Origin of the sequence: Daejeonella lutea (assembly GCF_900168015.1) — a bacterium.
Taxonomy (GTDB): domain Bacteria; phylum Bacteroidota; class Bacteroidia; order Sphingobacteriales; family Sphingobacteriaceae; genus Daejeonella; species Daejeonella lutea.
The window spans coordinates 998,308-1,018,916 of sequence record NZ_FUYR01000002.1 but is presented as its reverse complement, the minus strand read 5'-3'; the positions used below and the strand labels follow the sequence as shown (position 1 = coordinate 1,018,916).

General features: G+C 42.9%; 21 protein-coding genes. 10 read left to right on the top strand and 11 right to left on the bottom strand.

Annotation, left to right across the window (positions count from 1 at the left end; translation table 11 throughout):
* Positions 1–1,098 (bottom strand): UDP-glucose dehydrogenase family protein (locus B5X60_RS13605; RefSeq protein WP_079703222.1); only part of this gene is annotated, 1,098 nt, incomplete at its 3' end.
* A 381-nt stretch (positions 1,099–1,479) separates the two neighbouring features.
* On the opposite strand from B5X60_RS13605, the gene B5X60_RS13600 reads away from it, so the two are divergent.
* Positions 1,480–1,848 carry a sugar 3,4-ketoisomerase gene (locus B5X60_RS13600; RefSeq protein ID WP_079703221.1) on the top strand — a complete coding sequence of 123 codons (369 nt, stop codon included), beginning with the start codon at positions 1,480–1,482 and terminating at the stop codon, positions 1,846–1,848.
* Positions 1,849–2,943, top strand: a complete 1,095-nt coding sequence (locus tag B5X60_RS13595) for a DegT/DnrJ/EryC1/StrS family aminotransferase (RefSeq protein WP_079703220.1) — start codon at positions 1,849–1,851, stop codon at positions 2,941–2,943.
* A 22-nt stretch (positions 2,944–2,965) separates the two neighbouring features.
* On the opposite strand, the gene B5X60_RS13590 is transcribed toward B5X60_RS13595, so the two are convergent.
* From B5X60_RS13590 to B5X60_RS13580, 3 genes are read right to left on the bottom strand one after another with little or no spacing between them, the layout of a single operon-like run.
* Entirely contained in the window at positions 2,966–3,691 is a 726-nt protein-coding gene (locus B5X60_RS13590; RefSeq protein ID WP_245803525.1) for a class I SAM-dependent methyltransferase, read from the bottom strand.
* A gap of 32 nt (positions 3,692–3,723) precedes the next feature.
* Complete coding sequence (locus B5X60_RS13585; protein WP_139377472.1) at positions 3,724–4,836, bottom strand: hypothetical protein; 1,113 nt, start codon at positions 4,834–4,836, stop codon at positions 3,724–3,726.
* 11 nt (positions 4,837–4,847) lie between these two features.
* Positions 4,848–5,540: a glycosyltransferase family 2 protein gene (locus B5X60_RS13580; protein WP_079703217.1), complete on the bottom strand. Its 693-nt coding sequence runs from the start codon at positions 5,538–5,540 to the stop codon at positions 4,848–4,850.
* A gap of 358 nt (positions 5,541–5,898) precedes the next feature.
* On the opposite strand from B5X60_RS13580, the gene aepX reads away from it, so the two are divergent.
* From aepX to B5X60_RS13550, 6 genes are all read left to right on the top strand, one after another.
* Positions 5,899–7,206, top strand: coding sequence for a phosphoenolpyruvate mutase (gene aepX, locus B5X60_RS13575; RefSeq protein WP_079703216.1), 1,308 nt, complete (start codon positions 5,899–5,901; stop codon positions 7,204–7,206).
* Entirely contained in the window at positions 7,203–8,330 is a 1,128-nt protein-coding gene (gene aepY / locus B5X60_RS13570; protein ID WP_079703215.1) for a phosphonopyruvate decarboxylase, read from the top strand. The genes aepX and aepY overlap by 4 nt, the downstream gene beginning before the upstream one ends.
* Positions 8,308–9,420, top strand: a complete 1,113-nt coding sequence (locus B5X60_RS13565; protein ID WP_079703214.1) for a phosphonoacetaldehyde reductase — start codon at positions 8,308–8,310, stop codon at positions 9,418–9,420. Before aepY ends, B5X60_RS13565 begins: the two co-directional genes overlap by 23 nt.
* A gap of 283 nt (positions 9,421–9,703) precedes the next feature.
* Positions 9,704–10,270: a TylF/MycF family methyltransferase gene (locus tag B5X60_RS13560; RefSeq protein ID WP_221406249.1), complete on the top strand. Its 567-nt coding sequence runs from the start codon at positions 9,704–9,706 to the stop codon at positions 10,268–10,270.
* Positions 10,271–10,530: 260 nt separating this feature from the next.
* Positions 10,531–11,529, top strand: a complete 999-nt coding sequence (locus tag B5X60_RS13555) for a CDP-glycerol glycerophosphotransferase family protein (protein WP_170878454.1) — start codon at positions 10,531–10,533, stop codon at positions 11,527–11,529.
* Between the two features lie 243 nt (positions 11,530–11,772).
* On the top strand, positions 11,773–13,023 hold the full coding sequence (locus B5X60_RS13550) for an alkaline phosphatase family protein (RefSeq protein ID WP_139377471.1): 1,251 nt from the start codon (positions 11,773–11,775) through the stop codon (positions 13,021–13,023).
* 355 nt (positions 13,024–13,378) lie between these two features.
* Here B5X60_RS13550 and rfbA read toward each other — a convergent pair whose 3' ends face one another.
* The 6 genes from rfbA to B5X60_RS13520 all read right to left on the bottom strand — a co-directional run bounded on the left by rfbA (position 13,379) and on the right by B5X60_RS13520 (position 18,684).
* Positions 13,379–14,239, bottom strand: a complete 861-nt coding sequence (gene rfbA, locus B5X60_RS13545) for a glucose-1-phosphate thymidylyltransferase RfbA (protein WP_079703210.1) — start codon at positions 14,237–14,239, stop codon at positions 13,379–13,381.
* Positions 14,240–14,952: 713 nt separating this feature from the next.
* On the bottom strand, positions 14,953–15,765 hold the full coding sequence (locus tag B5X60_RS13540) for a CHAP domain-containing protein (RefSeq protein ID WP_079703209.1): 813 nt from the start codon (positions 15,763–15,765) through the stop codon (positions 14,953–14,955).
* Complete coding sequence (locus B5X60_RS13535; protein WP_079703208.1) at positions 15,752–16,381, bottom strand: DUF6266 family protein; 630 nt, start codon at positions 16,379–16,381, stop codon at positions 15,752–15,754. The genes B5X60_RS13540 and B5X60_RS13535 overlap by 14 nt, the downstream gene beginning before the upstream one ends.
* A 181-nt stretch (positions 16,382–16,562) precedes the next feature.
* Entirely contained in the window at positions 16,563–16,931 is a 369-nt protein-coding gene (locus B5X60_RS13530) for a hypothetical protein (RefSeq protein WP_079703207.1), read from the bottom strand.
* Positions 16,932–17,315: 384 nt separating this feature from the next.
* Positions 17,316–17,957: a DUF6266 family protein gene (locus tag B5X60_RS13525; protein ID WP_079703206.1), complete on the bottom strand. Its 642-nt coding sequence runs from the start codon at positions 17,955–17,957 to the stop codon at positions 17,316–17,318.
* 409 nt (positions 17,958–18,366) lie between these two features.
* Positions 18,367–18,684 (bottom strand): helix-turn-helix domain-containing protein, encoded by a 318-nt coding sequence (locus tag B5X60_RS13520; protein WP_079703205.1) that lies wholly within the window; start codon positions 18,682–18,684, stop codon positions 18,367–18,369.
* Positions 18,685–18,924: 240 nt separating this feature from the next.
* On the opposite strand from B5X60_RS13520, the gene B5X60_RS13515 reads away from it, so the two are divergent.
* Positions 18,925–19,401 carry a helix-turn-helix domain-containing protein gene (locus tag B5X60_RS13515; RefSeq protein WP_079703204.1) on the top strand — a complete coding sequence of 159 codons (477 nt, stop codon included), beginning with the start codon at positions 18,925–18,927 and terminating at the stop codon, positions 19,399–19,401.
* A complete protein-coding gene (locus B5X60_RS13510; protein ID WP_079703203.1) occupies positions 19,377–19,721 on the top strand; it encodes a helix-turn-helix domain-containing protein in 345 nt (114 codons plus the stop codon). The genes B5X60_RS13515 and B5X60_RS13510 overlap by 25 nt, the downstream gene beginning before the upstream one ends.
* A 313-nt stretch (positions 19,722–20,034) precedes the next feature.
* Here B5X60_RS13510 and B5X60_RS13505 read toward each other — a convergent pair whose 3' ends face one another.
* Positions 20,035–20,535 (bottom strand): helix-turn-helix domain-containing protein, encoded by a 501-nt coding sequence (locus B5X60_RS13505; protein WP_079703202.1) that lies wholly within the window; start codon positions 20,533–20,535, stop codon positions 20,035–20,037.
* Positions 20,536–20,609 lie beyond the last annotated feature (74 nt).

The following is a 20,609-nucleotide window of genomic DNA, read 5'->3' as shown; positions in this document are numbered from 1 at the left end:
AACCGTGTCTCCCTTGAGCTTTTTTACATGGTCCATAGCCTCCGGATCAAAAACACTCACTTCAGCGCCGTCGTTCAGCAATTCATCAATAATGTACAATGATGGTGCCTCGCGAATGTCGTCTGTCTCCGGTTTAAATGCCAGACCCCAGACCGCTATCTTTTTACCTTTAAGTTTGCCACCATAATATTTTCTCATCTTCTCGACCATGATGGTTTTTTGGGTATCATTAACCTCCATCACTGATTCCAGAATCTTAAAGTCGTATTTATTTTCCTTCGCTGACTGTGCCAGGGCTTGAACATCTTTTGGAAAACAACTTCCGCCATAACCTACTCCCGGGAATAAGAAACGCTTACCTATTCTGTCATCCGATCCAATACCTTTCCGAACTGCATCAACATCAGCTCCCACCAGCTCGCAAAGATTGGCGATCTCATTCATAAACGTGATTTTGGTTGCAAGGAAGGAGTTAGCAGCATATTTGGTCAATTCTGAAGACCGGGTATCCATAAATATGATCGGATTTCCCTGCCGAACATATGGCCCGTATAATTCTGTCATCAGCTTCTGCGCGCGGGGACTCTCTGTTCCAACAACGACTCGATCAGGCTTCATGAAATCTTCTACAGCTACTCCCTCCCGAAGGAATTCAGGATTAGAAACAACATCTACTTCAACATTCGTGTTATCCTTAAACACCTTGATCACTTTGTCTGCTGTGCCAACCGGAACAGTGGATTTGGTGACTATAACTTTATAATCCTTAATTAGCTTCGCTATATCTTCAGCTGCACCTAAAACGTAACTTAAATCTGCAGCTCCATCGCCGCCCGGAGGGGTTGGTAAAGCAAGAAATATGATATGTGCATCCTCGATAGCACTCGCCAGGTTTGTCGTAAACTTCAGACGCTCTTGTTCGATATTCCTATGAAACAGCAACTCCAGTCCCGGTTCATAGATCGGCAATTTGAACGCCTGCATCATTTTAACCTTTTCCTCGTTTATATCAACACATATAACAGAATTGCCGGTTTCTGCCAGGCAGGTGCCCGTTACTAAACCCACATATCCGGTACCAACTATGGCTAGTTTCATGGCTGCGAAGATATAAATTGTAATTATAAAATTGGGTCAAATCTTATCAGCCGCTACGCCAGGAAATGTATATTCGTCTTAATACTGATAATGATGGTTGTGATACAGGTTATTTGATAGGTATTGGCGATATAATTCACGGTAGTCAATGGGATATTCCAATTGGACAAGGGGATAGTTCTTGATTACCACCTAGGGCGGATGCTTAAAGATATTGACCTAGCTACTTCGAAACTATCTTTCAGTAAAGTACTGTCTGCGGCTTTATGGGTGCCGTTGGTGTTTGCGATATTCCAATTATTCAAGTTTATTGCCTTGCAATCTTAACAATTCTGACTATTTATGTACTTTGTAAAACTGGCCAATTGAACACGATGACGCATGCCTGAGTTAATAGATCTTAAAACCCATACCGACGAAAAAGGCAATTTAACGGTCATTGAAAAAGTTATTCCTTTTACCATTAACCGAATTTTTTACATTTACGGGGTAGATGAGTCATGTCGGGGGGGACATCGCCATAAAACTACCGTTCAGGCGGCTATATGCATACAAGGTTCTTGCCGCATAATAAATAATAATGGCTTGGCCACTGAGGTATTTATTCTTGATAAACCTTCCCGGTGCCTAATCTTAAATCCTGAAGACTGGCATACCATGGATCATTTTTCGAAGGATGCTATTTTGATGGTCCTGGCTTCAACAGAATACGATCCTTCGGATTATATTTTTACTCCCTATTCTGAATAAATGCTCGAATACGAAAATCTTAATAAAGTCAATGCTCCCTATGAAGCGGAATTTATTCCGGCGTTTAAATCTTTCCTGGAAAACGGAATGTATATTCTTAATGGCGAGGTCGATCAGTTTGAAAAAGAGTTTGCCCGGTATTGCGGAAGCCGATATTGCGTAGGGGTGGCGTCCGGATTTGACGCCATGTATTTATCAATACTCACCTTAGACCTCCCCAAAAATTCAGAAATACTGGTTCCATCAAATACCTATATCGCTACTATATTCAGTATTATCAAGGCTGGATATAAGCCTGTCCTTGTAGAGCCGGAAATCAGAAGTTATAATATTGATCCGGAGGGGATTGAAGCGCAGATCTCTTCACGTACCCGTGCAATAATGATCGTTCACCTGTACGGCAGGCCGTGTGAACTGGATCCGATAATATCAATTGCAAATCAGTATGGCCTTACTATAATTGAGGATTGTGCGCAGGCACATGGCGCAACTTACCGGGATAAAAAAGTAGGCAGCTTTGGCACTACCGGCGCATTTAGCTTTTATCCTACAAAAAACCTGGGTGCCTTGGGGGATGGCGGGGCAATTGTTACCGATAATGAAGAAATAGCTGCAAAACTGAAAGCACTGCGCAATTACGGCTCCGAAACAAAATACTTTAATAAGTATATTGGCATCAATTCGCGGCTGGATGAACTTCAGGCTGCATTTTTAAGAATAAAGCTCCGGAAGCTTGAAAAAGTAAATGACCATAAAAGAAAATTGGCTGAGGAATATCTCCGCAAGATAGTTAATAGCGAGATAGTTTTGCCGATACCGATGGAAAACGGAGAAGCCGTATGGCACATTTTTAACGTCAGGCATCCCCGCAGGGACGAGTTAAAAAAATTCTTACTCACTAAGGGGATCGGAACAGAAATCCATTACCCCCTGCCCCCTCACCAGCAATCGTCCTGTAAAAAGCTCTTCAGGGGCCAGCAATTCCCACTATCGGAGCTTATTCATCAAACTACTTTAAGCCTGCCAATTTCTACCTTCCATACCGTGAACGACATAGAATATATTTCAGAAGTGATCAGCAAATCTGAACGGTAAAATACCAATGAGAAATCAGGGTTCAAGCCTTCGTGAGCACAATGAAAATGGAAGAACCGAATGGCAGGTCGATGCCCTCGATTATTTTGTTCTCCAGTAACTGGATCTGGGTTAAAAACCAGTTGATACCCAAGGGAAATATGACCTGATCAGACTTTGACCGGCTCGACCCGCCTATCCTGGCCAATAATTTTTTCCCAAGCTTATATATCAAGATCAGTGGAGAGAGCAGAAATACACGGTATGTTAATTTGTTGATTCTCCGATGATATCCTTCGAAGAGCATCAGGAATTCCTCACGACTGAAACGTTTGGCGATATTACTGACGTCATCGTGCTGGGAACGAAAAAGCTCCAGGGCGGCAGTATTGCAAATTAAGAATCCTCCCGGTTTCAGAACCCTGAACATTTCCGAAACAGCGTGAGCCCTGTCCTCTACACCCAGGCTTCCCATCACATCCAGGCAGTAAACAATGTCAAAAAATGAATCCGGGTGGAGTATCTCGGTGATGGAGTTCCTGGTCACATGATCCAGCCCGCGCTTGCGACAAAACTCAACTGCATCGTGCGAAAAATCAAATCCCGACACGTTCGTGTATCCCAGGGAATTTAAGAATTCAATGTTTTTCCCCGTCCCGCAGCCAGCATCCAGTATCCTGGGGTCCGCAGAGTGATGCTTCATTACGAAATACTTTAAAAGATCGCGTAACCCAACATACCACCAAAGCTTATCTTCCGCTCGGTACATCTTTTCATACTCCGATGTATACATTAAGGTGCTCATAGAAAAGTAAGCGTATCAGTCACGAACGCACTTATCATTAGGGATAGAAATAATACATTAACTACTACAAAAAACTGCCTGATAAAAGGCGAACCTATTGCAGCAGCAACAAATACCGGCAAAACCCCCAGCAAATATCTTGCGGAACCATAAAGAGTTTCGTTGCTAGATGACAGCATAAAATAACATATCGTAAAAATGAGGTAGGATAACGGGAGCCTGCGATAAGAGATGATCACAATGATGAGGCTCATAAGCCAGAAACAGGCGTGTGTCCAGGTCCCTCCCGGTCGTACCCCACTAAACAAACTGAGGAATCCTTGTAGCGGAAACAGGTCGGAACTTCCCCATGCGGTTTGGATCTTGATAAAAGCAAGTGGTTCCCCGCAAGTCCTTGCAAGGTATATCATCAGAAATGCCATAGGCAGGATCGAAATAAACCCGGCCGGAAGATATCGAACAATCTGTTTCCGGTGATTAATCATTAGTTCAAGTCCAGGAATGATAAATAAAAGGCACCCCTGAATTCTTGTTACAGATGCGAGGCCTGCAATAATGAGCGCCCATCCAAAACGCTTTGCAAACGTCAGGTAAAACACCAGGGCACTCAGCATAAAGAACAGCCCTTCCGAATACACTATACTTAGGAAAAAGCTTCCTGCTGATATCATTACCAACCCTGCCGACTCTATTCCCAACTCATACTTTTCCTGGACCAGGCGATAAAACCAAAAAAGCCCAAACAATGTGCAAATATTTGAAATCAATAAGCCGCTTGAAAACAGGCTTAATCCGGAAATTTTAGATGCAAGTGCAATTAAGAGCGGGTATAAGGGCATAAAACCCCATGTTTCTTGTTCGGTTTCTGTGAATGGCCGTTTTGGGTAGCCCTCTTCTGCCAGCTTTTCATACCATCCCGAATCCAGCCTGTCCCAAATTGCAGGAATATCCAGAATTTCGGTGAGACTTCGTTTTTGCGCGACTTGCCCATGCTCCGGGAACATGGAATAACTTAAGGCTCCGATCACAAAAATCATTAGGCGTGATATCGCAAATATGAGAATTAAGTGGAGGACGGGTTGTTTCAAAACCCCCTTAAGATATATCATTGAGAACGCCTTTATGTTTTAAATTCCTTCAACAGGTAAAATTCGTCATAGATAGTCCGCCATATATTGCCAGCAGTAAAGAATGTCGACTTTCCATACTCACGGGAATAGTGATTTACACCAACTTCCTTAAATCTATCCGTTTTCTGATACATTTTTTTCACCAGCTCTACAGTTATTGCTCCACTGTTACAACTAAGGTCAAGTGAGCGCAGGATATCTCCGTTGATTAAACGAAAATCGCAATCCACGTCTGTTAAGGGAGTTCCAAAGGTGCGCTTAATAGCTTTTGAATACAATGACCCGACAATCTTTCGAATCACACTATCCGAACGGTTTAGTTTAAAGCCGTTAACGAGATCGGCTCCAGCCCTCAAGTTCCAGAGTTTTTCAAGCTCATCCAAATGATACTGGGCGTCACCATCAGTATAAAAAACCCATTTTTTAGTTGAGTGTGCCATTCCTGATCGTAAAGCACCGCCATACCCCCTGTTCCGCTTATGGAAAATGATCTTCAGGCTTGGGTATTCCTTCCGAATTCGCTTCAACTCCTTTAGCGTATGATCTGTGCTCCCATCATTAACAGCAATAACTTCAAGATCATCGGTAACTTTTTTTCCGTAATAAAAGGCATCGCTTATCATCCTTTTAACCGTACCGGCATCATTAAAAAAAGGCATAAATATGCTCAAACTATCGTTCATTAAAATGAGAAGCGTAAATTGTAATATTCGGGTTCTAAAGATGGGTAAAATATTCAAAAAATGGCTAGCTAAAAAATTGCATCTCTTTTGTTGCTTCCACAGGGTTAGAGTTACTTCAATTTGCGGACAGCTTTCACCTGAATTGCTTAGGTTCCTTCCTGCATAGCAATAATTATATTTGAAAAAACCTCAGGAATTTCCAGCTTGGAAATGAAAAGCTAACATGCGTATATAATAGTATATTTAGAGATGCATGGATATTACAGAATCCCTATTATTAGAAATGATTTGTTTCTTTTAATTTTCCTGCTCTAATCAATTAGGCGTTGCGATCAATCTTCTAGAACTTAATTAAAATATGACCTCCAAAAAGATAGTTTATGTCGGCATGAGCGCAGATCTTATTCACCCCGGCCATTTAAACATTATAAAGAAAGCCAGGGAATTGGGAAGTGTAACTGTTGGCCTACTTACGGATAAAGCCATAGCTAGTTACAAACGTTTGCCCCATATGACATTCGAGCAAAGAAAAGAAGTGATAAAAAACATTAAAGGAGTAAGCCGCGTAGTCCCTCAGGCAACTTTAGATTATGTATCCAATCTGGAGCATATAAGGCCAGACTTTGTGGTCCATGGAGACGACTGGAAGGAAGGGGTTCAGTCACAAACACGGCAGCGGGTTATTGACACTTTGAAATTATGGGGCGGCCAGTTAGTTGAGATACCTTATACAGACGGTATATCTTCAACTAAACTGAATGAAGCCCTAAAGGAAATTGGCACAACGCCGGAAGTCAGGCTTAAAACTTTAAGGAGATTAATTGAATCAAAAAAAATAGTGCGCTTACTTGAAGCCCATAATGGAATTACCGGGCTGATCGTAGAAAAAATTTATATTAATACCGATAACGGACGAAGGGAGTTTGACGGTATGTGGGCGAGCAGCCTTACCGACTCAACTGCAAAAGGAAAGCCGGACATAGAGGCTGTCGATGTTACATCAAGAATTGTCACTTTGAATGACATCCTGGAAGTTACCACTAAACCGATAGTTTATGATGGAGACACCGGAGGCAAGCCCGAACATTTTGCCTTTACCGTCAAAACCCTGGAGCGTCTGGGAGTTTCGGCAGTGGTTATCGAAGATAAAACGGGGCTGAAAAGGAATTCACTCTTCGGGACTGACGCTAATCAGACACAGGACAGCATTGAAAACTTCTGCGACAAAATTAAAACCGGGAAAAGAGTTCAGGCTACCCCTGATTTTATGATCATCGCACGTATAGAAAGCCTGATCCTTGGAAAGGGGGTGAAAGATGCCCTCATACGTGCAAAGGCATTTCTGGAAGCCGGCGCTGATGGCATAATGATACATAGCAAGAGCAAAACCGCTGAGGATGTGTTCGCATTTTGCAAGCTTTATAACGATCTTCCGAATCGCAAACCCCTGGTCGCGGTGCCCAGCAGCTATAATGATATTACTGAAGATACACTTTCGGCCCATGGGATTAACGTAGTGATCTACGCAAATCAGCTTTTGAGAACTGCATATCCTGCCATGGTAAATACGGCGGAAACCATCCTCAAATACCAGCGTTCTTCTGAGGCTGATCAAAAAATGATGCCTATTCAGGAGATACTGGAGTTAATTCCCGCCTTACAATGATATCACCACAGGAATTTTTGAACATATTACGAGAAAACGGGTTCGGTCTTTTTTGTGGCGTGCCAGACTCCCTGCTGAAAAACTTGTGTGCGTGCATAGACGAGACTATTGATAGAAGATTGCATATTATCACTGCAAATGAGGGAAACGCCCTTGCTCTTGCCTCGGGGTACTATCTTGCGTCCGGAAAGACTGGCTGCGTATATCTTCAGAATTCCGGACTTGGAAATTTAATAAATCCTTTAACATCACTATCTGATGCAGAAGTATATCAGATCCCGGTTTTGTTAATAGTTGGGTGGAGAGGAGAACCTGGTGAAAAAGACGAGCCTCAGCATATTAAACAAGGCAAAATTACCAAATCCCAACTGGAGCTTCTTGACATTCCGTACTACATAGTTGATTCCGACTGTAATATTCAGTCCGTTCTTTCTGCCGCGAATAAAGAGCTGAAGGAAAGGAATTCCCCGGTGGCTTTACTCGTAAAATCTGGGACATTTATAGAATATGTTTTAAAAGAAAGCCCACAAACTGGAACTCTGAAACGGGAAGAAGCCTTAAGTGTTCTTTTAGGCCTGACAAAACCAAAAGATATCATCATTGCCGCCACAGGTAAAACCTCCCGGGAAATTTTTGAAATCAGAAATATGCTCGGCCAGGCCCAGACAGACTTTCTGACAGTCGGCGCTATGGGCCATAACCTATCCATAGCATTAGGAGCAGCAATCGCGCAGCCTTCGCGCAGAGTTATATGTATAGATGGAGACGGGTCCATGCTAATGCACATGGGATCACTCGCTATTGCAGGAAATTCGAAAAACAGTAACCTGGTGTATATTGTCTTGAACAATGCAGCTCACGAATCAGTGGGAGGGCAACCAACAGTTGCCGGGGATATGGACCTGTCGAAGATTTCGGAAGGATGCGGATACTCGGGGTATTTCCAGGCTGTGGATGTCGAAACTATAAAAAAGTATTGGGCGGAGATAGAGCAAACGGCAGGCCCTGTACTTTTCGAAATAAAAATTACAACGGGTTCGCGGCCTGACCTGGGCCGCCCATCAGGAACCCCCAAGGAAAACAAGCAAAAGTTTATGAAACATGCAGCTTACGGAACTGAATAAAGTTAAATGGAAATATTACAATCCTGTTCAAATTATTACAGGCATAAATTCGCTCGAAAGCCTTAACGAGTATGTACCAGATGGAAGAACTCTGCTGATCACAACAGCGGGCTTTACTAAAAGAGGCTTGTCGACACGGGTTGCAAAATTATTGAGGGAGCGCAGGTTAAAAGTATATGATAAAGTCACCCCTAATCCCAGGCTAAATGACATTGATGCTGCCGCTGCGGAATTAAAAGGAGTATCGTTTGACGCAATTATAGCTCTCGGTGGCGGAAGTGCTATGGATTTCGGAAAAGCCCTCTCCCTGTTGCTGGCTGATGATACAGTTCCTACCCTGGATGAGATATTCCGTAAAAAGGTCCCCGTAAATTGGGCCAATAAGATCCCCCTTGTTGCCATTCCCACAACCTCCGGAAGTGGTTCTGAGGTGACTCCATTTGCTACCATTTGGGATTCCGAGACATCGAATAAATATTCATTAACTGGGGAGCTTGTTTTTCCTACCTGTGCTATACTTGATCCTGAACTAGTCCTGTCACTGCCAGCAGAAGAAACTTTGAACACCGCTTTGGACAGCATTTCACATGCGTTGGAATCTATCTGGAATAAAAACAGAAGCCCATTGAGTGAATGCCTGGCAATTAGTTCATTACAATATGCCCTGCAGGCTTTACCCGGTCTCCTGGGGCATCCGTACGACATTTCATCACGAACGAAAATGCAGACAGGTAGCCTTCTCGCGGGACTAGCGATAAGCCAAACCAGGACAGCTATCGCTCACTCCATCTCCTACCCTTTGACGCTTAAGCTGGGTATCCCCCATGGCTTAGCATGCGGCTTTACTTTAACTGAATTGATCAGGGCCTATTTGATGGAAAAGGAAGAAGATGCGTTCTTGACAGGTTTGCTTAGAGAGTCCAGGGATTTGTTGTCAAGCCTAAACCTGCGGCACAGGGTCAGGTTAATAGCAGAGCCAAAAGACATCACCGCACTTGTAGATGAAATGTATTATGCCGGGCGAGCAGATAACTTTACCTTGCCTGTTAACGGGGACTTTATTTCTCAAATACTGACCCGGTCACTTTAATTCTTTAGAAGCGGCAATTAAAATATGCTTTGCCAATTGTTCGGAATATGTATATATTAAGTTTACTATTATTTCAAACTAAATTAATTTTAAACCTAATATGGCAGCCCTTTTTCCAGAAATACTATCTGAATTTTATCAGCTTGCAAAACAACAGTATAAGTTTATGCAGTTAGTACCCGTCCTAGAGGAAAGAGTGAAACTTCAGAATCAGTTCCGATATATTCACAAGAAGGTTGATTGTCCGCACAATGAAAGCCATGTATTATCTTTCATAAACGAAATGCTCGGCTTTAATGATACCGCAGGAGGCTGTTTTGTGGAAGCTGGTGCTTATAAGGGAGGCAGTTCAAGTAAATTAAGCATAATAGCAAATAAACTTAACAAGAAACTATTTGTGTTCGATTCATTTGAAGGCCTACCGAAAAATGATGAAAACCACTTAAAGACCATTAATGGAAGTTCAATCGAAGGCTGGTTTGATGAAACAAAATTTTGTGGCAGCCTCGACGAAGTAAAAGGAAACATTGAAAAATACGGAGAAATTCAATCGTGTATATTCAATAAAGGATGGTTTGAGGACACTATGCCTGGCTTTAAAGAAAGGATATTGGCGGCTTATATTGATGTCGATCTGGCATCATCAACAAAAACCTGCCTCAAATACTTTTATCCACTACTGGTTCCCGGAGGTGTAATATGTTCCCAGGATGGAGACTTTCCTTTGGTGATCGATGCTATTGATGATAATGAGTTCTGGAGGGAAGAATTAGGAATTGAAAAACCAAAGATCGAGGGCCTTAGAAAAAATAAGATTATAAAAATACGTAAACCAATAAACGCAGATTAAAATTCCAATGCTTATAAATGAGGAATCAGCCGAAATCTGAAACCGTATATTTCATCAAGTTTTAAAATAAAAAGCAAAGTACACGAATGCTCGCCTGGTTTAAGCGTTTTTCTTTCGAATGGACTCAAAAAAGAGCCTTTCAGTCATATCAATCAGTAAACCAGGAAATAATATTTTACTCTGAGAGCTACAACTATTGGTCTCACTTCGAACAAATAATAAGATGCTTGTGGGAAGATCACGGTCAAAGGATTATCTATTTGACATCAGAACAAACAGATCCGGTTTTTATCAAACCGCCCGAAGGTGTCACTTCCTTTTGTATCGGTAAGGGCTCGGTAAGAACATCTGTATTTGTAGAGCTGGAGGGTCCGTTGGTGATAATGACCATGCCCGATTTGGGTGTTTATTATATTAAGCGGTCTGAGCGAGTAAAGCATTACGCATATATATTCCATTCCATCAATAGCTGCCATATGGTATACCGGCCCCGGGCATTTGATTTTTATGATTCGATATTTTGTGCAGGGCCTCACCAGGTCAGGGAAATACAGTCATTGGAAAAACTTAATAACCTGAAGCCAAAGAAAATTATCCGGCAGGGTTACCCCCGACTTGAGGCTATTGCAAATGACCTTGACAGGCACCCTTCAAAAAGTAACAACAATTCCGGCCCAAATTCTGCGATTAAGGTTTTAATAGCACCTTCCTGGGGGAAAAATGCGTTGCTGGAAAGACATGGGGGAAATTTTATTGAACCACTTCTTAAAGCGGGTTTCGACGTGATTTTGAGGCCTCATCCGGAGACCCACAAGCATTCGCAGCATATATTAAAGGGTATCCATGCGCGATGTCATAAATACAAAAATTATACGCTGGAAACCGAAGTAGCGTCAACCGCATCTTTAATTGAGGCCGATATAATGATAAGTGACTATTCCGGGGCAGCGATCGAATTCGCTTTCTCAACTCAAAAACCCGTTCTATTTGTAGATGTCCCAAAAAAGATCAATAACGCCAATTACACCGATCATAATATTGATCCTTTAGAAGTTTTTATTCGGTCAGAAATAGGAGAAGTGATACCGGAAAATATGTTATATCGGATGGATCATTACATTACGGAAGCTATCCGGAAAAGGGGTACGTATACGGATAAAATCCTACAGATCAGAAAAGAATATATCTATAATTTCGGCCAAAGCAGCAGGATAGCTGCAAATGAGCTCATGAATATTTTAGCAAACTCAACTATTTAGAATAACAGCAGTTGATGAATAGTACTAAAACTAAAACTTTATATTAAATTTATGCCTGTGGTATAAAGCTTTATAATGAATCTGGCATAAAATAGGATGTCTTCAGCGAGGAAAAACAAATTCCAGGAATTTATCCGGTCATTTAACCTGGAGTTAGTAACATTTATCTGTATATCCTTTCTTATTTTTCTCAATCCATTTTTTGAGAGCTTTGGAGAATTTCCCTTTACGGATTTCTGCTATATGTCATTGATCTTTCTGGGAAATCTATCTATCCAGATACTCGCGGTTTTTGCGCTGCAAAAAGTAAAATTATTAAAAAGGAATACTCTGCCGCTGGTATTGCTTATTCCTCTTAACATCTATTTTTTCTATTATACCTTAGGTAGCATAACTAAGTACCAGGTACTGGCTATAGCATTAACAGCAGTCATTTTTTTTTATATATTAGTTATAAGCGGGCGTTTACGTGTTGTACTGCTTTTTTCGACATTCTTTTTGCTGTGCTCGCTTGCTCCGATAGTGGCCGACAATTTAAAAATTGGAAATTCACAACAACAGGGTGCGTTAAAATCAGGTTTAAAGGCCAAAAGAAATGTCTACACAATTTGTATTGATGCGATGGTTTCTTCAGAAGCCTTTAAAAAACTCTATTTCGGCAAGAGTGTAGCTACTCAGAAATTAGAATCCTTAGGATTTGCCACCTACGATATTCAGGCACCTAATAAAAGCACATTATTTACGTATGCGTCTTTGCTGGAGTATGACAAAGATGTCACACCAAATAACTTCAGGAGGTTATTCAATGGATTATCTTCCAGCAGATTATATACCGACCTTAAGAAATTAAACTTCAAAAGGCAATTTTTTTCAAAATCGAATTATTTCGGTACTGACCAGGGTAAAATCGACAAATTTTATCCTCTGGAAAGCAATTTCTGCAACTTTTGCTCCTATGTGAATGATCAGTGGGGATGGTATTTCTGTCGCATTTTCAAAAATTTCAATGCTTCCAAGGATAATGAACTGCAAATTGAAGACCGGTTTGAATTGTTTAAGAAGAACACCCAATCCAATTTTTCCGATTCGAACAAATGGTTTTCTATCCATCACATCCCCTTTCCTGCTCACACATCATCGAACTCTTATGACCCAAATATCGAATTAGACAGAAAAAACTGGAGAAAGTATTATATTGACGCTCAAATTCCATTAAGTAAGCTGTTCTCGGATATAACCGGGTACATATTATCCAGCGATCCCAATGCTGTCATAGTATTTTTTGGGGATCATGGCTCGTACCAGTTAAGGGGGCTTAAAGATGGGGATGTAACGAAAGAGTTTGGAGTAATAAGAACCTCTGACCTGTTGATGGATTCCAATAGCTCACTCCTGGCAGTCTATCCGTCATCTTTCTGCAAAAAAGAAATTATGTCATTAGGAAATAATACTGAATATCTATTTTACACCCTCATGATTGGAGCCAGTCGGTGAGTAATCAACCCCAGTTAATTTATAAATGAAATGGTAACTAATTTGCTTCTTTACATAGATCCAGGATTTGGATCATTATTGCTCCAAATGGTTGTAGCAGGATTATTCACCTGTATTACATTTTTTAAAAGGATAAAAATGTTTTTGTTTTCCCTCCTCGGAAAAATCAACAAGCATAAAAAAATCGACTAACCCCTGAAGTTACAAAGTCGAATCAGCTACTGCTCCCAGTGAATGTATTCGCCTTCGACCTTGGTAGGCGCCCCTAAACCTTAATATCGAAATTGCTTCATAGCTTTCGCCACATAAAAGCTTGCAATATGGAAAGGACAGGTCCTAGTACACATTATCTTTATTACCCTATCAACCCCAACAAGTACTCCCCATACCCACTCTTCTTGAGCGGCTCAGCTATCATTCTCAACTCCTGGGCATTAATGAACCCCATCTGATAAGCAATCTCCTCAATACAACCAATCTTTAAGCCTTGCCTTTCCTCGATAACCTGTACAAATTGGCCCGCCTGCATCAGTGAATTAAAAGTCCCAGTGTCAAGCCAGGCGGTGCCCCTACTTAAAACACCCACCTTTAATTTTCCCTGCTGCAAGTATGCCCGGTTAACATCCGTTATCTCAAATTCACCACGGGGAGATGGCTTAATATTCTTAGCGATCTCAACTACAGAGTTGTTATAGAAATACAAACCCGGGACCGCGTAGTGCGATTTTGGAATAGAGGGCTTTTCCTCGATGGATAGCGCATTGAAATCACCATCAAATTCTACTACTCCATATCTTTCCGGATCCGAAACTTGGTAGGCGAAAACAACACCACCTTCAGGATTCTTAATCGTTGGCAAAAGATTGGTTATCGAATCGCCATGGAAAATATTATCACCTAGTATCAGTGCTACGTCGTCACCCCCGATGAACTCCTCTCCAATCACAAATGCCTGGGCCAGACCATTTGGCACTGCCTGTTCCGCATATGAAAATTTACACCCTATCCTTGTACCATCCCCTAGGAGCTTTTCAAAATCTGGAAGATCGTGCGGGGTTGAGATGACCAGTATTTCCCTAATCCCAGCCTGCATAAGAGTAGAAAGGGGATAATATATCATCGGCTTATCGTAAACAGGCATAAGTTGCTTGCTTACTGCGAGGGTTAAAGGGTGTAAACGGGTGCCGGAGCCGCCGGCGAGGATGATTCCTTTCATTGAGATTGGTTGGGTGGATAAAGTTAGGGAATAATTTTGATGGTGAGTTATTAGAGCTTCGCTCTCCGAATTAGGCAATTTTAAACGCAAAGGGCGCGGAGGGATGCGAGCAAAACGACAAAGATGTATTTAAAGAGCACTGAAAAAGCACCAATAGTTCACGCAGAAGCGAAGTATGATATAGTTCTCCCTTTATCGGAACTTATCCGTCCAGACGTATAACGTATTACTTAAAACGTATAACTCAAAAATAATTTTTAGCAGAGTCTTCATTCTTACCACCTATTTCCCTCCTTCGCTTCGCTATGGCGGTCAGGCGCGTCTAATCACGGTCTATTTTATTGAGTCTGTGCGATTTGGTGGAAGCTCGCTTCTCGAAGCTCGTTTCTCGAAGTTAAAAAAAAAATTTTAGCAGAGTCCTCATACTTACCGCCTATTTCGCGTTCGGTGTACTTCCGAAGTTTCGGAATCACCATACTAACGGCACCATTGGGGATTCGAACCCTGACTGTAATGCACCAGCCTAATCAGTTGACGGTTGACAGTGGACAGTTGACAGTTGACAGTCAGCATGATGCATAGCCAGTCGGAACTAGCGCTTCTCTCCGACCAGCCGCTGTCAATTGTCAACTGCCAACTGTCAACTATTAGGGTGGCCCCCGTCCACCTAGCAGCCCCAATCTTTGCTCTTTACTCTTTGTTCTTTGCTCCATTTATTCCACGTATCTGGCTACCTTACAAATAGACCGTATCAGCCGCCTCTTCCGGTACACACCATCCCCATCCCGGCTTCCAAGAACATTGGTGTTGCCCTCGACGGTCGTAACCCAGCCGTCTTTCCACTCGTCCACGAAGCCGACGTGGGCTATCCGGCCTTTCTCAGGAAAATAGAGGCCGAAGACATCTCCCATTTCTGGACTCCGTTGATTGGGCACGGGAGGTTTAATTACTGAGGAATTGGTAATCAGTAATCGGTAATCAGTAATCGGCCTGGGCGGGCATGCACTGCGACTAGCTGGGTCAATCCCATCGACAGTATCAAAGGAAAGTCCATCCGGATTACCACCCCCAAGTCTTGATTCTTGATACTTGATTCTTGATACTGGTGTAGCACCTGAACACCAAATAACCTTGTCTCGTTTAAAAAGATCCGGCGACCATCCAGAACGCGGGTTTCCCACCTTTGCTTCACCTAGGCTCCAGCAAACAAACGCCGCACACCAGGGGTTTCCTTTCGTCAAACCGACATAATGCAGATACTTCTCTACTTCCGTTCCTGCGTTGGTTTGTTTTTCGCGGACGCCGATCTGGGAGGTGTAGATCTTCCTGACTTGGTCTTGCGAGCGTGATAATCCACCCCCAACCCCCGTCGGCGGGGGATATGGACAGCGAATAAGGCCGGCTTTCCATGACGTTTGACCATTTGCACTCAGACCCCAGAGCAACAAATAAGCAACGAGGACGCTGATGTAAACTATCCTCAGCACTGTGCTGAAGATAGTTATCCGTCTTTTAGTAGTCGCCATCCGGGTCGGATTTAATGAGCACTTCGCCCATGTAAGAGCTGTTCGAATTCTCGCGGCCGTCTGCTGAGCGGTAAGCCAGCCAGACGTGCACCTGCTTACCATCAAATTCAATTGGTACGTCGAGGGTGCAGAAGCGGTCGCCGCGTGTGATGCCCAGGTTTTGTTCGCTCCAGAACTCCTTGCTCTCCGGGCAATAAATCATCGCCATGAGCTCATCACTTTCATTACTATTGCATTGGGTGCATCGCGACCAGCTAAAGCTTAACTTGCTGGAACCGTAATTCTGGTGCATGGTAGCACATGGTGCAGCCAGACTTCCGCCCAGGATATTCACCTTCGAGTAATCGAGACTTACATTCGGAAACTTGCCCCTCAAGGCATTGGCCAGATTGGCAATAGCCGCACGCCCCGCATTCTTCCGTTTTTTGAGACGCTGATAGCACGCGTCAATCAGAAAGAATATTATGTCGAAGAAGTCGATAATCATTCGCAGTCTGTCCCGCTCAGGGAGCTGCAGCCTTGATGTACCGGAGTATGTTCCATTGTCGAGGAACTTGAGGAATGTTATGTCCCGTTTGGTCAGTGCTGTTTGGGACTTTGATATTTGTGTTTTCATGATTGTTTGTTTTAACTTGGCTGCGAGAAACGAGAAGCGAGAAATGAGCTTCTTACTATTCGGAGAAAAGGCAGATACCCGAATGAGTATCCCCGATTTCTCAACTCTCCATCCTCAATTCTGCATTCCTTAACCGTTTTGTCGAAATCTTGGTTCTTGATTCTTGGTTCTTGATTCTCGCCTAGAGTAACTGAGCCAGTACTAAAATAAAGGCATATAAAAGTGCCAGGTAAAACCCCAGATAAACCGCCACTTTCTGCCCGGCCTGCAAGGACCTGAAATTACCCGCAAAATGATCCCGCGAGTACATCGCGAAAGCGGGCCAGATGGCCTTGATGATCCACCAGGTAATTGCCTGGAAAAACAATACAGCAGCGATTGCCAGGATAATCCCGCTCAGGACCCCGGGATCTATTGCAGCTGCAGAGCTGTCGACCAGGCGGATCAGATAGGGAAAAATAATGAACGAGAGCGCGCTAATGATGAGCCCTTTAATTTCGGTCTTGAGCCGGATGGGGCGGGGTTGGGTTATTGATTGTAGTAGTTCCATTTTGTTGTTTTTAATAGTTAATATTCACTTAGCATTTGTATTCAACCTAATAATTGAATGCGAAATGCGGTTCCAGCTTTCGCTGGAATGACAGGCATTGCTAAAAAGATTAGGAGATCCTGACCTTCGTCAGGATCGGAGTACGAGGAGCAGGAAGAACTGAATTAGAATATGATGTCGATTCCTCAGATTCCAGCGAAGGCTGGAATCTCCAAATTTCTAACACTCCGCGTTGTCATTCCAGCGAAAGCTGGAACCTCCCACAGCAGCCAACGACCGACCGATTTCTATTTAGACGTGATCTCCGTGCAGCTCAGACATCCAACCTCCTACCTCCGTTCAAAAAGCGGCGGCACCGTTACCAATGCCGCTACTCGTCGTTAATTACGCCACCACAATCTGCCCAGCATGAATGCTGGTCGAAAAGGTTTTCTTGTCGGGTGTCATAAAGGCCAGCCATACCTGTACTGTGTCACCGATGAACTCGGCTGGCATCGCGAGTGCATCTTCTCCCGCACTTCGCTCCGCACCGGTATTCAGGTCGTACACAAATTGCCCTTTGGCTGTGTTGTAAACCAGGATAACTATTCTATCGGTAGCTTTTGCCGTTCCGGAATTGGTGTTATCATCCCATGTAACCTTGACTGCTCCGGTTTCCGAGTCAATAGCTACACCGTAAGCGCCAGTAAGCGTACCCTTGCTGAACAGGACCTTTGTGTAATCGATATCGAAATTTGGATAAGTGCCAATAATTGCGTCTGCGATAAAATCGGCAGTGGCAACATTATACCCGGATTTACCCTGCGCCAGGCTCTGATAGCCCAGATTAATAAGGGCGCTTGCTGGTCTGAAGAAACCTGTAACCAAGGCAAATTTTGCGCGCTGCATCATTTGCTGTTCGCTTGGCGCCTTGGTCGATGGCTTAGGCAAACTTCGCATGTAATCAATGCCTTTCCATGAACTCCCTACGACTGTCCCGATCTTTCCTGAAAAAGCTCCGAGAATGCCTCTTTTGTATTTTCCCATAATTGAAATGTTTAAATAGTTTAAAAATTAGTTGCTTGTGTACCGGTACAGCACAAACGTCATTAAAGGCGGATTATCCGCCAAATTTTGGACAGATATGACCCGATATCATCTGATTTGGACGGATATGAACCGGATCAAACCATGCTAAATCTTCAGATGAGTCAGCAGGGATCTGCAGATATAAGAGGGTGAAATATCGCCAAGCCGATCGATGGAATGTGTTAGCCAGCAGGTGGGATTAGCATATAAACGGCGTTTTGCTGGGCTCTTCTAGGGTCCTTCCAGGGCAAACTGTGGGTTTTTGCTATCGTTTGGCCAATAAATGCCCAACAAGAATCCTTTGAGAGACTATCAAAGGGCAGTGGTTGTTGCATGAAAACGTAAGGTTCGTTGAATTCAGCGTAGTTTATTTAATGCGCTTCTTAGCTTTATCAAAAAGTTTAGACTTACGATACCAAACTTTCCGGCCTATTCTGCGTCCGTTCAGGATGCCGTCTTTTGTCCATCTCTTAATGGTACTTTCACTGTTACCAAAAATATCTGCGACATCCAGCCGGTCTATCCAACCCTTTCCCGGATGAATATCCTTACACGATTTGGAAACCTTTTCGGAGCGAACATCCTTGTCAGAAGGGGTAAGCCTTTCCAGCAGCGATATGATCTTTTCCTGACCATTCACAAAATCTTTAAACAGCATGAGCATCTTTTGTTCGTACTCAGACATAAGGGGGTGCATTTCACATCTCAAAGTTGAGAAGACAATGCATTTGCCGCAAATCAAAGTCGGCATAATTAAAGCTCAGATATGACGAAATCTGCATGGGAGCTTCACGTTCCGATTGTGTTTTATGCATTCTTCGCATAATCGTGCATAAATGGCATATTCCAGGATTTTTATTTTGATAAGTATTTGATCTGCTTTAACTTAACACTATTAAATCAATTAAATCCAAATTACTAAACCATGAAAAATCAAAAATTCGCAGAAAAACTGCGCTCCGAAAGAAAACGACTTGGCTACACTCAGGAAAAAGTGGCTGGAATGGTACACAAAACTCAATCCGCTTATTCGCGTATCGAAAGCGGAAAAACGAGTCCGAGTGCCGACGAACTACAGGAAATGGTAACTATTCTGGAGGCAAAGGGATTCGCCGACCTGCCTATAATTCAATTCGAAGAACAGGGCGACATAGCTGCCGTAAGAATTAAATGGCCATGGAATAACAAGTTACTTTACGCGATTCTTGTCGTACTGGCTATACTTTTATTTGATTTTATAATATCAGCTCCGGAAGATATTGCGCGGGGATTTAACGATGCGAGAGCAGGAAAACCTGCTCCCGAGCCCTTAAAAGCTATGATAGTACAGGGTGTGCTCTTAGCAGGAGTCGTATATGGTTTATACCGTTTTGTCAAATGGCCCCTATCAAAGAAATCTTAAAATATACACCTGATCAATGGCTGGAAAATCAATCCGCGATAGCACATCGGATGGTAAGTGCCCGTGAATCGCTGGCGCTGGAACAGGAATGGGTAGCCGGTAAAGCCGGCTATTCCATTACTCAATACCAGAGATTGGAGAATGGGGAGCGCTTTATTGAATTCTATGATTTCCTCCGGATCGGAGAAGTCTTTTACATGTATCAGGAATCGCTCCAACCAGAATACATGCAGACATTGAATAAATTGATCCTATGGGGTAAATGCCTTCCTTACCGCATCGAATACTGGCTCGACCGATTAAGATGTTTTTTCGATTGAGTTTCACTTCAGAATTCCCGTTCAATAATCCATAACTACCGTTTACTCATTAGATTGTACAAAGAAATATTCTTAGGATATTTTTGAATCGGATTTAATTCGATTTAAAAAATATCTCAGGCGAACCGGTGGAAGTCCGGCTAATTCCCGTAATCGGGGTGCATCACGGCGACCGGGGATATTTTTGACTCTATTGACATCGGCCGACGACTGATGAGCACGGGATAGAGCCGACTATCACAAACGATGCGTTGTATCTTTAGCTATCGATCTCCACATCCTAATCTCGGAACTGAAAGAACCCCTTACTACATCACCCCAACACGTCCGAGATCATCCTATACAATTTCCCCAAACCGTACGCGATGTAAGTGAATAAATGGTCATCACCGTAAAGGCTTTGATTCTGAACTAGCATTAACATAGGGCCTGCCATGAACATTAACGCCACGATAAAGCGCAGTGGAATGCCATCAAAAATAGATTTTGCACCCGGAAGAACAAGCTCAATCTGCAACTCCCACAAGAAAAATTGTCGTTTGACAGAACGCCAGGCTTTCCTTAATTTTCTTTCAAAAGCAGAGTATTCAGCATCTTCATATGCATACCATACATCTGCAATTCGGAAATAATCGTCTACACTAATCTCACGTTTGCCTTCCTCCATCTGGTTGTACTGCACTAAGGAATACCCGGCCTCCTCTGCAATAGTATCGGCATCCAGTCCGAGATCTTCGCGCCGTGTTTTGAATTGCATCCCCACATAGATGCGATCGTATGCTTCCTGCAAGTCAGTTTGATCTTCCGTTCTCATAGGTTAGTGATGAGTGAGTGAAAATTTGAGGGCGCAATTAAATTTAAAAATGATTTAGGAGAAAGGCAAATGAA

Coding starts and splice junctions, on each gene's coding strand:
- B5X60_RS13600 (WP_079703221.1), top strand. CDS start 1,480: ATGCCTGAGTTAATAGATCTTAAAACCCATACCGACGAAAAAGGCAAT.
- B5X60_RS13595 (WP_079703220.1), top strand. CDS start 1,849: ATGCTCGAATACGAAAATCTTAATAAAGTCAATGCTCCCTATGAAGCG.
- B5X60_RS13590 (WP_245803525.1), bottom strand. CDS start 3,691: ATGTACCGAGCGGAAGATAAGCTTTGGTGGTATGTTGGGTTACGCGAT.
- B5X60_RS13585 (WP_139377472.1), bottom strand. CDS start 4,836: ATGATATATCTTAAGGGGGTTTTGAAACAACCCGTCCTCCACTTAATT.
- B5X60_RS13580 (WP_079703217.1), bottom strand. CDS start 5,540: ATGAACGATAGTTTGAGCATATTTATGCCTTTTTTTAATGATGCCGGT.
- aepX (WP_079703216.1), top strand. CDS start 5,899: ATGACCTCCAAAAAGATAGTTTATGTCGGCATGAGCGCAGATCTTATT.
- aepY (WP_079703215.1), top strand. CDS start 7,203: ATGATATCACCACAGGAATTTTTGAACATATTACGAGAAAACGGGTTC.
- B5X60_RS13565 (WP_079703214.1), top strand. CDS start 8,308: ATGCAGCTTACGGAACTGAATAAAGTTAAATGGAAATATTACAATCCT.
- B5X60_RS13560 (WP_221406249.1), top strand. CDS start 9,704: ATGCTCGGCTTTAATGATACCGCAGGAGGCTGTTTTGTGGAAGCTGGT.
- B5X60_RS13550 (WP_139377471.1), top strand. CDS start 11,773: ATGTCATTGATCTTTCTGGGAAATCTATCTATCCAGATACTCGCGGTT.
- rfbA (WP_079703210.1), bottom strand. CDS start 14,239: ATGAAAGGAATCATCCTCGCCGGCGGCTCCGGCACCCGTTTACACCCT.
- B5X60_RS13540 (WP_079703209.1), bottom strand. CDS start 15,765: ATGGCGACTACTAAAAGACGGATAACTATCTTCAGCACAGTGCTGAGG.
- B5X60_RS13535 (WP_079703208.1), bottom strand. CDS start 16,381: ATGAAAACACAAATATCAAAGTCCCAAACAGCACTGACCAAACGGGAC.
- B5X60_RS13530 (WP_079703207.1), bottom strand. CDS start 16,931: ATGGAACTACTACAATCAATAACCCAACCCCGCCCCATCCGGCTCAAG.
- B5X60_RS13525 (WP_079703206.1), bottom strand. CDS start 17,957: ATGGGAAAATACAAAAGAGGCATTCTCGGAGCTTTTTCAGGAAAGATC.
- B5X60_RS13520 (WP_079703205.1), bottom strand. CDS start 18,684: ATGTCTGAGTACGAACAAAAGATGCTCATGCTGTTTAAAGATTTTGTG.
- B5X60_RS13515 (WP_079703204.1), top strand. CDS start 18,925: ATGAAAAATCAAAAATTCGCAGAAAAACTGCGCTCCGAAAGAAAACGA.
- B5X60_RS13510 (WP_079703203.1), top strand. CDS start 19,377: ATGGCCCCTATCAAAGAAATCTTAAAATATACACCTGATCAATGGCTG.
- B5X60_RS13505 (WP_079703202.1), bottom strand. CDS start 20,535: ATGAGAACGGAAGATCAAACTGACTTGCAGGAAGCATACGATCGCATC.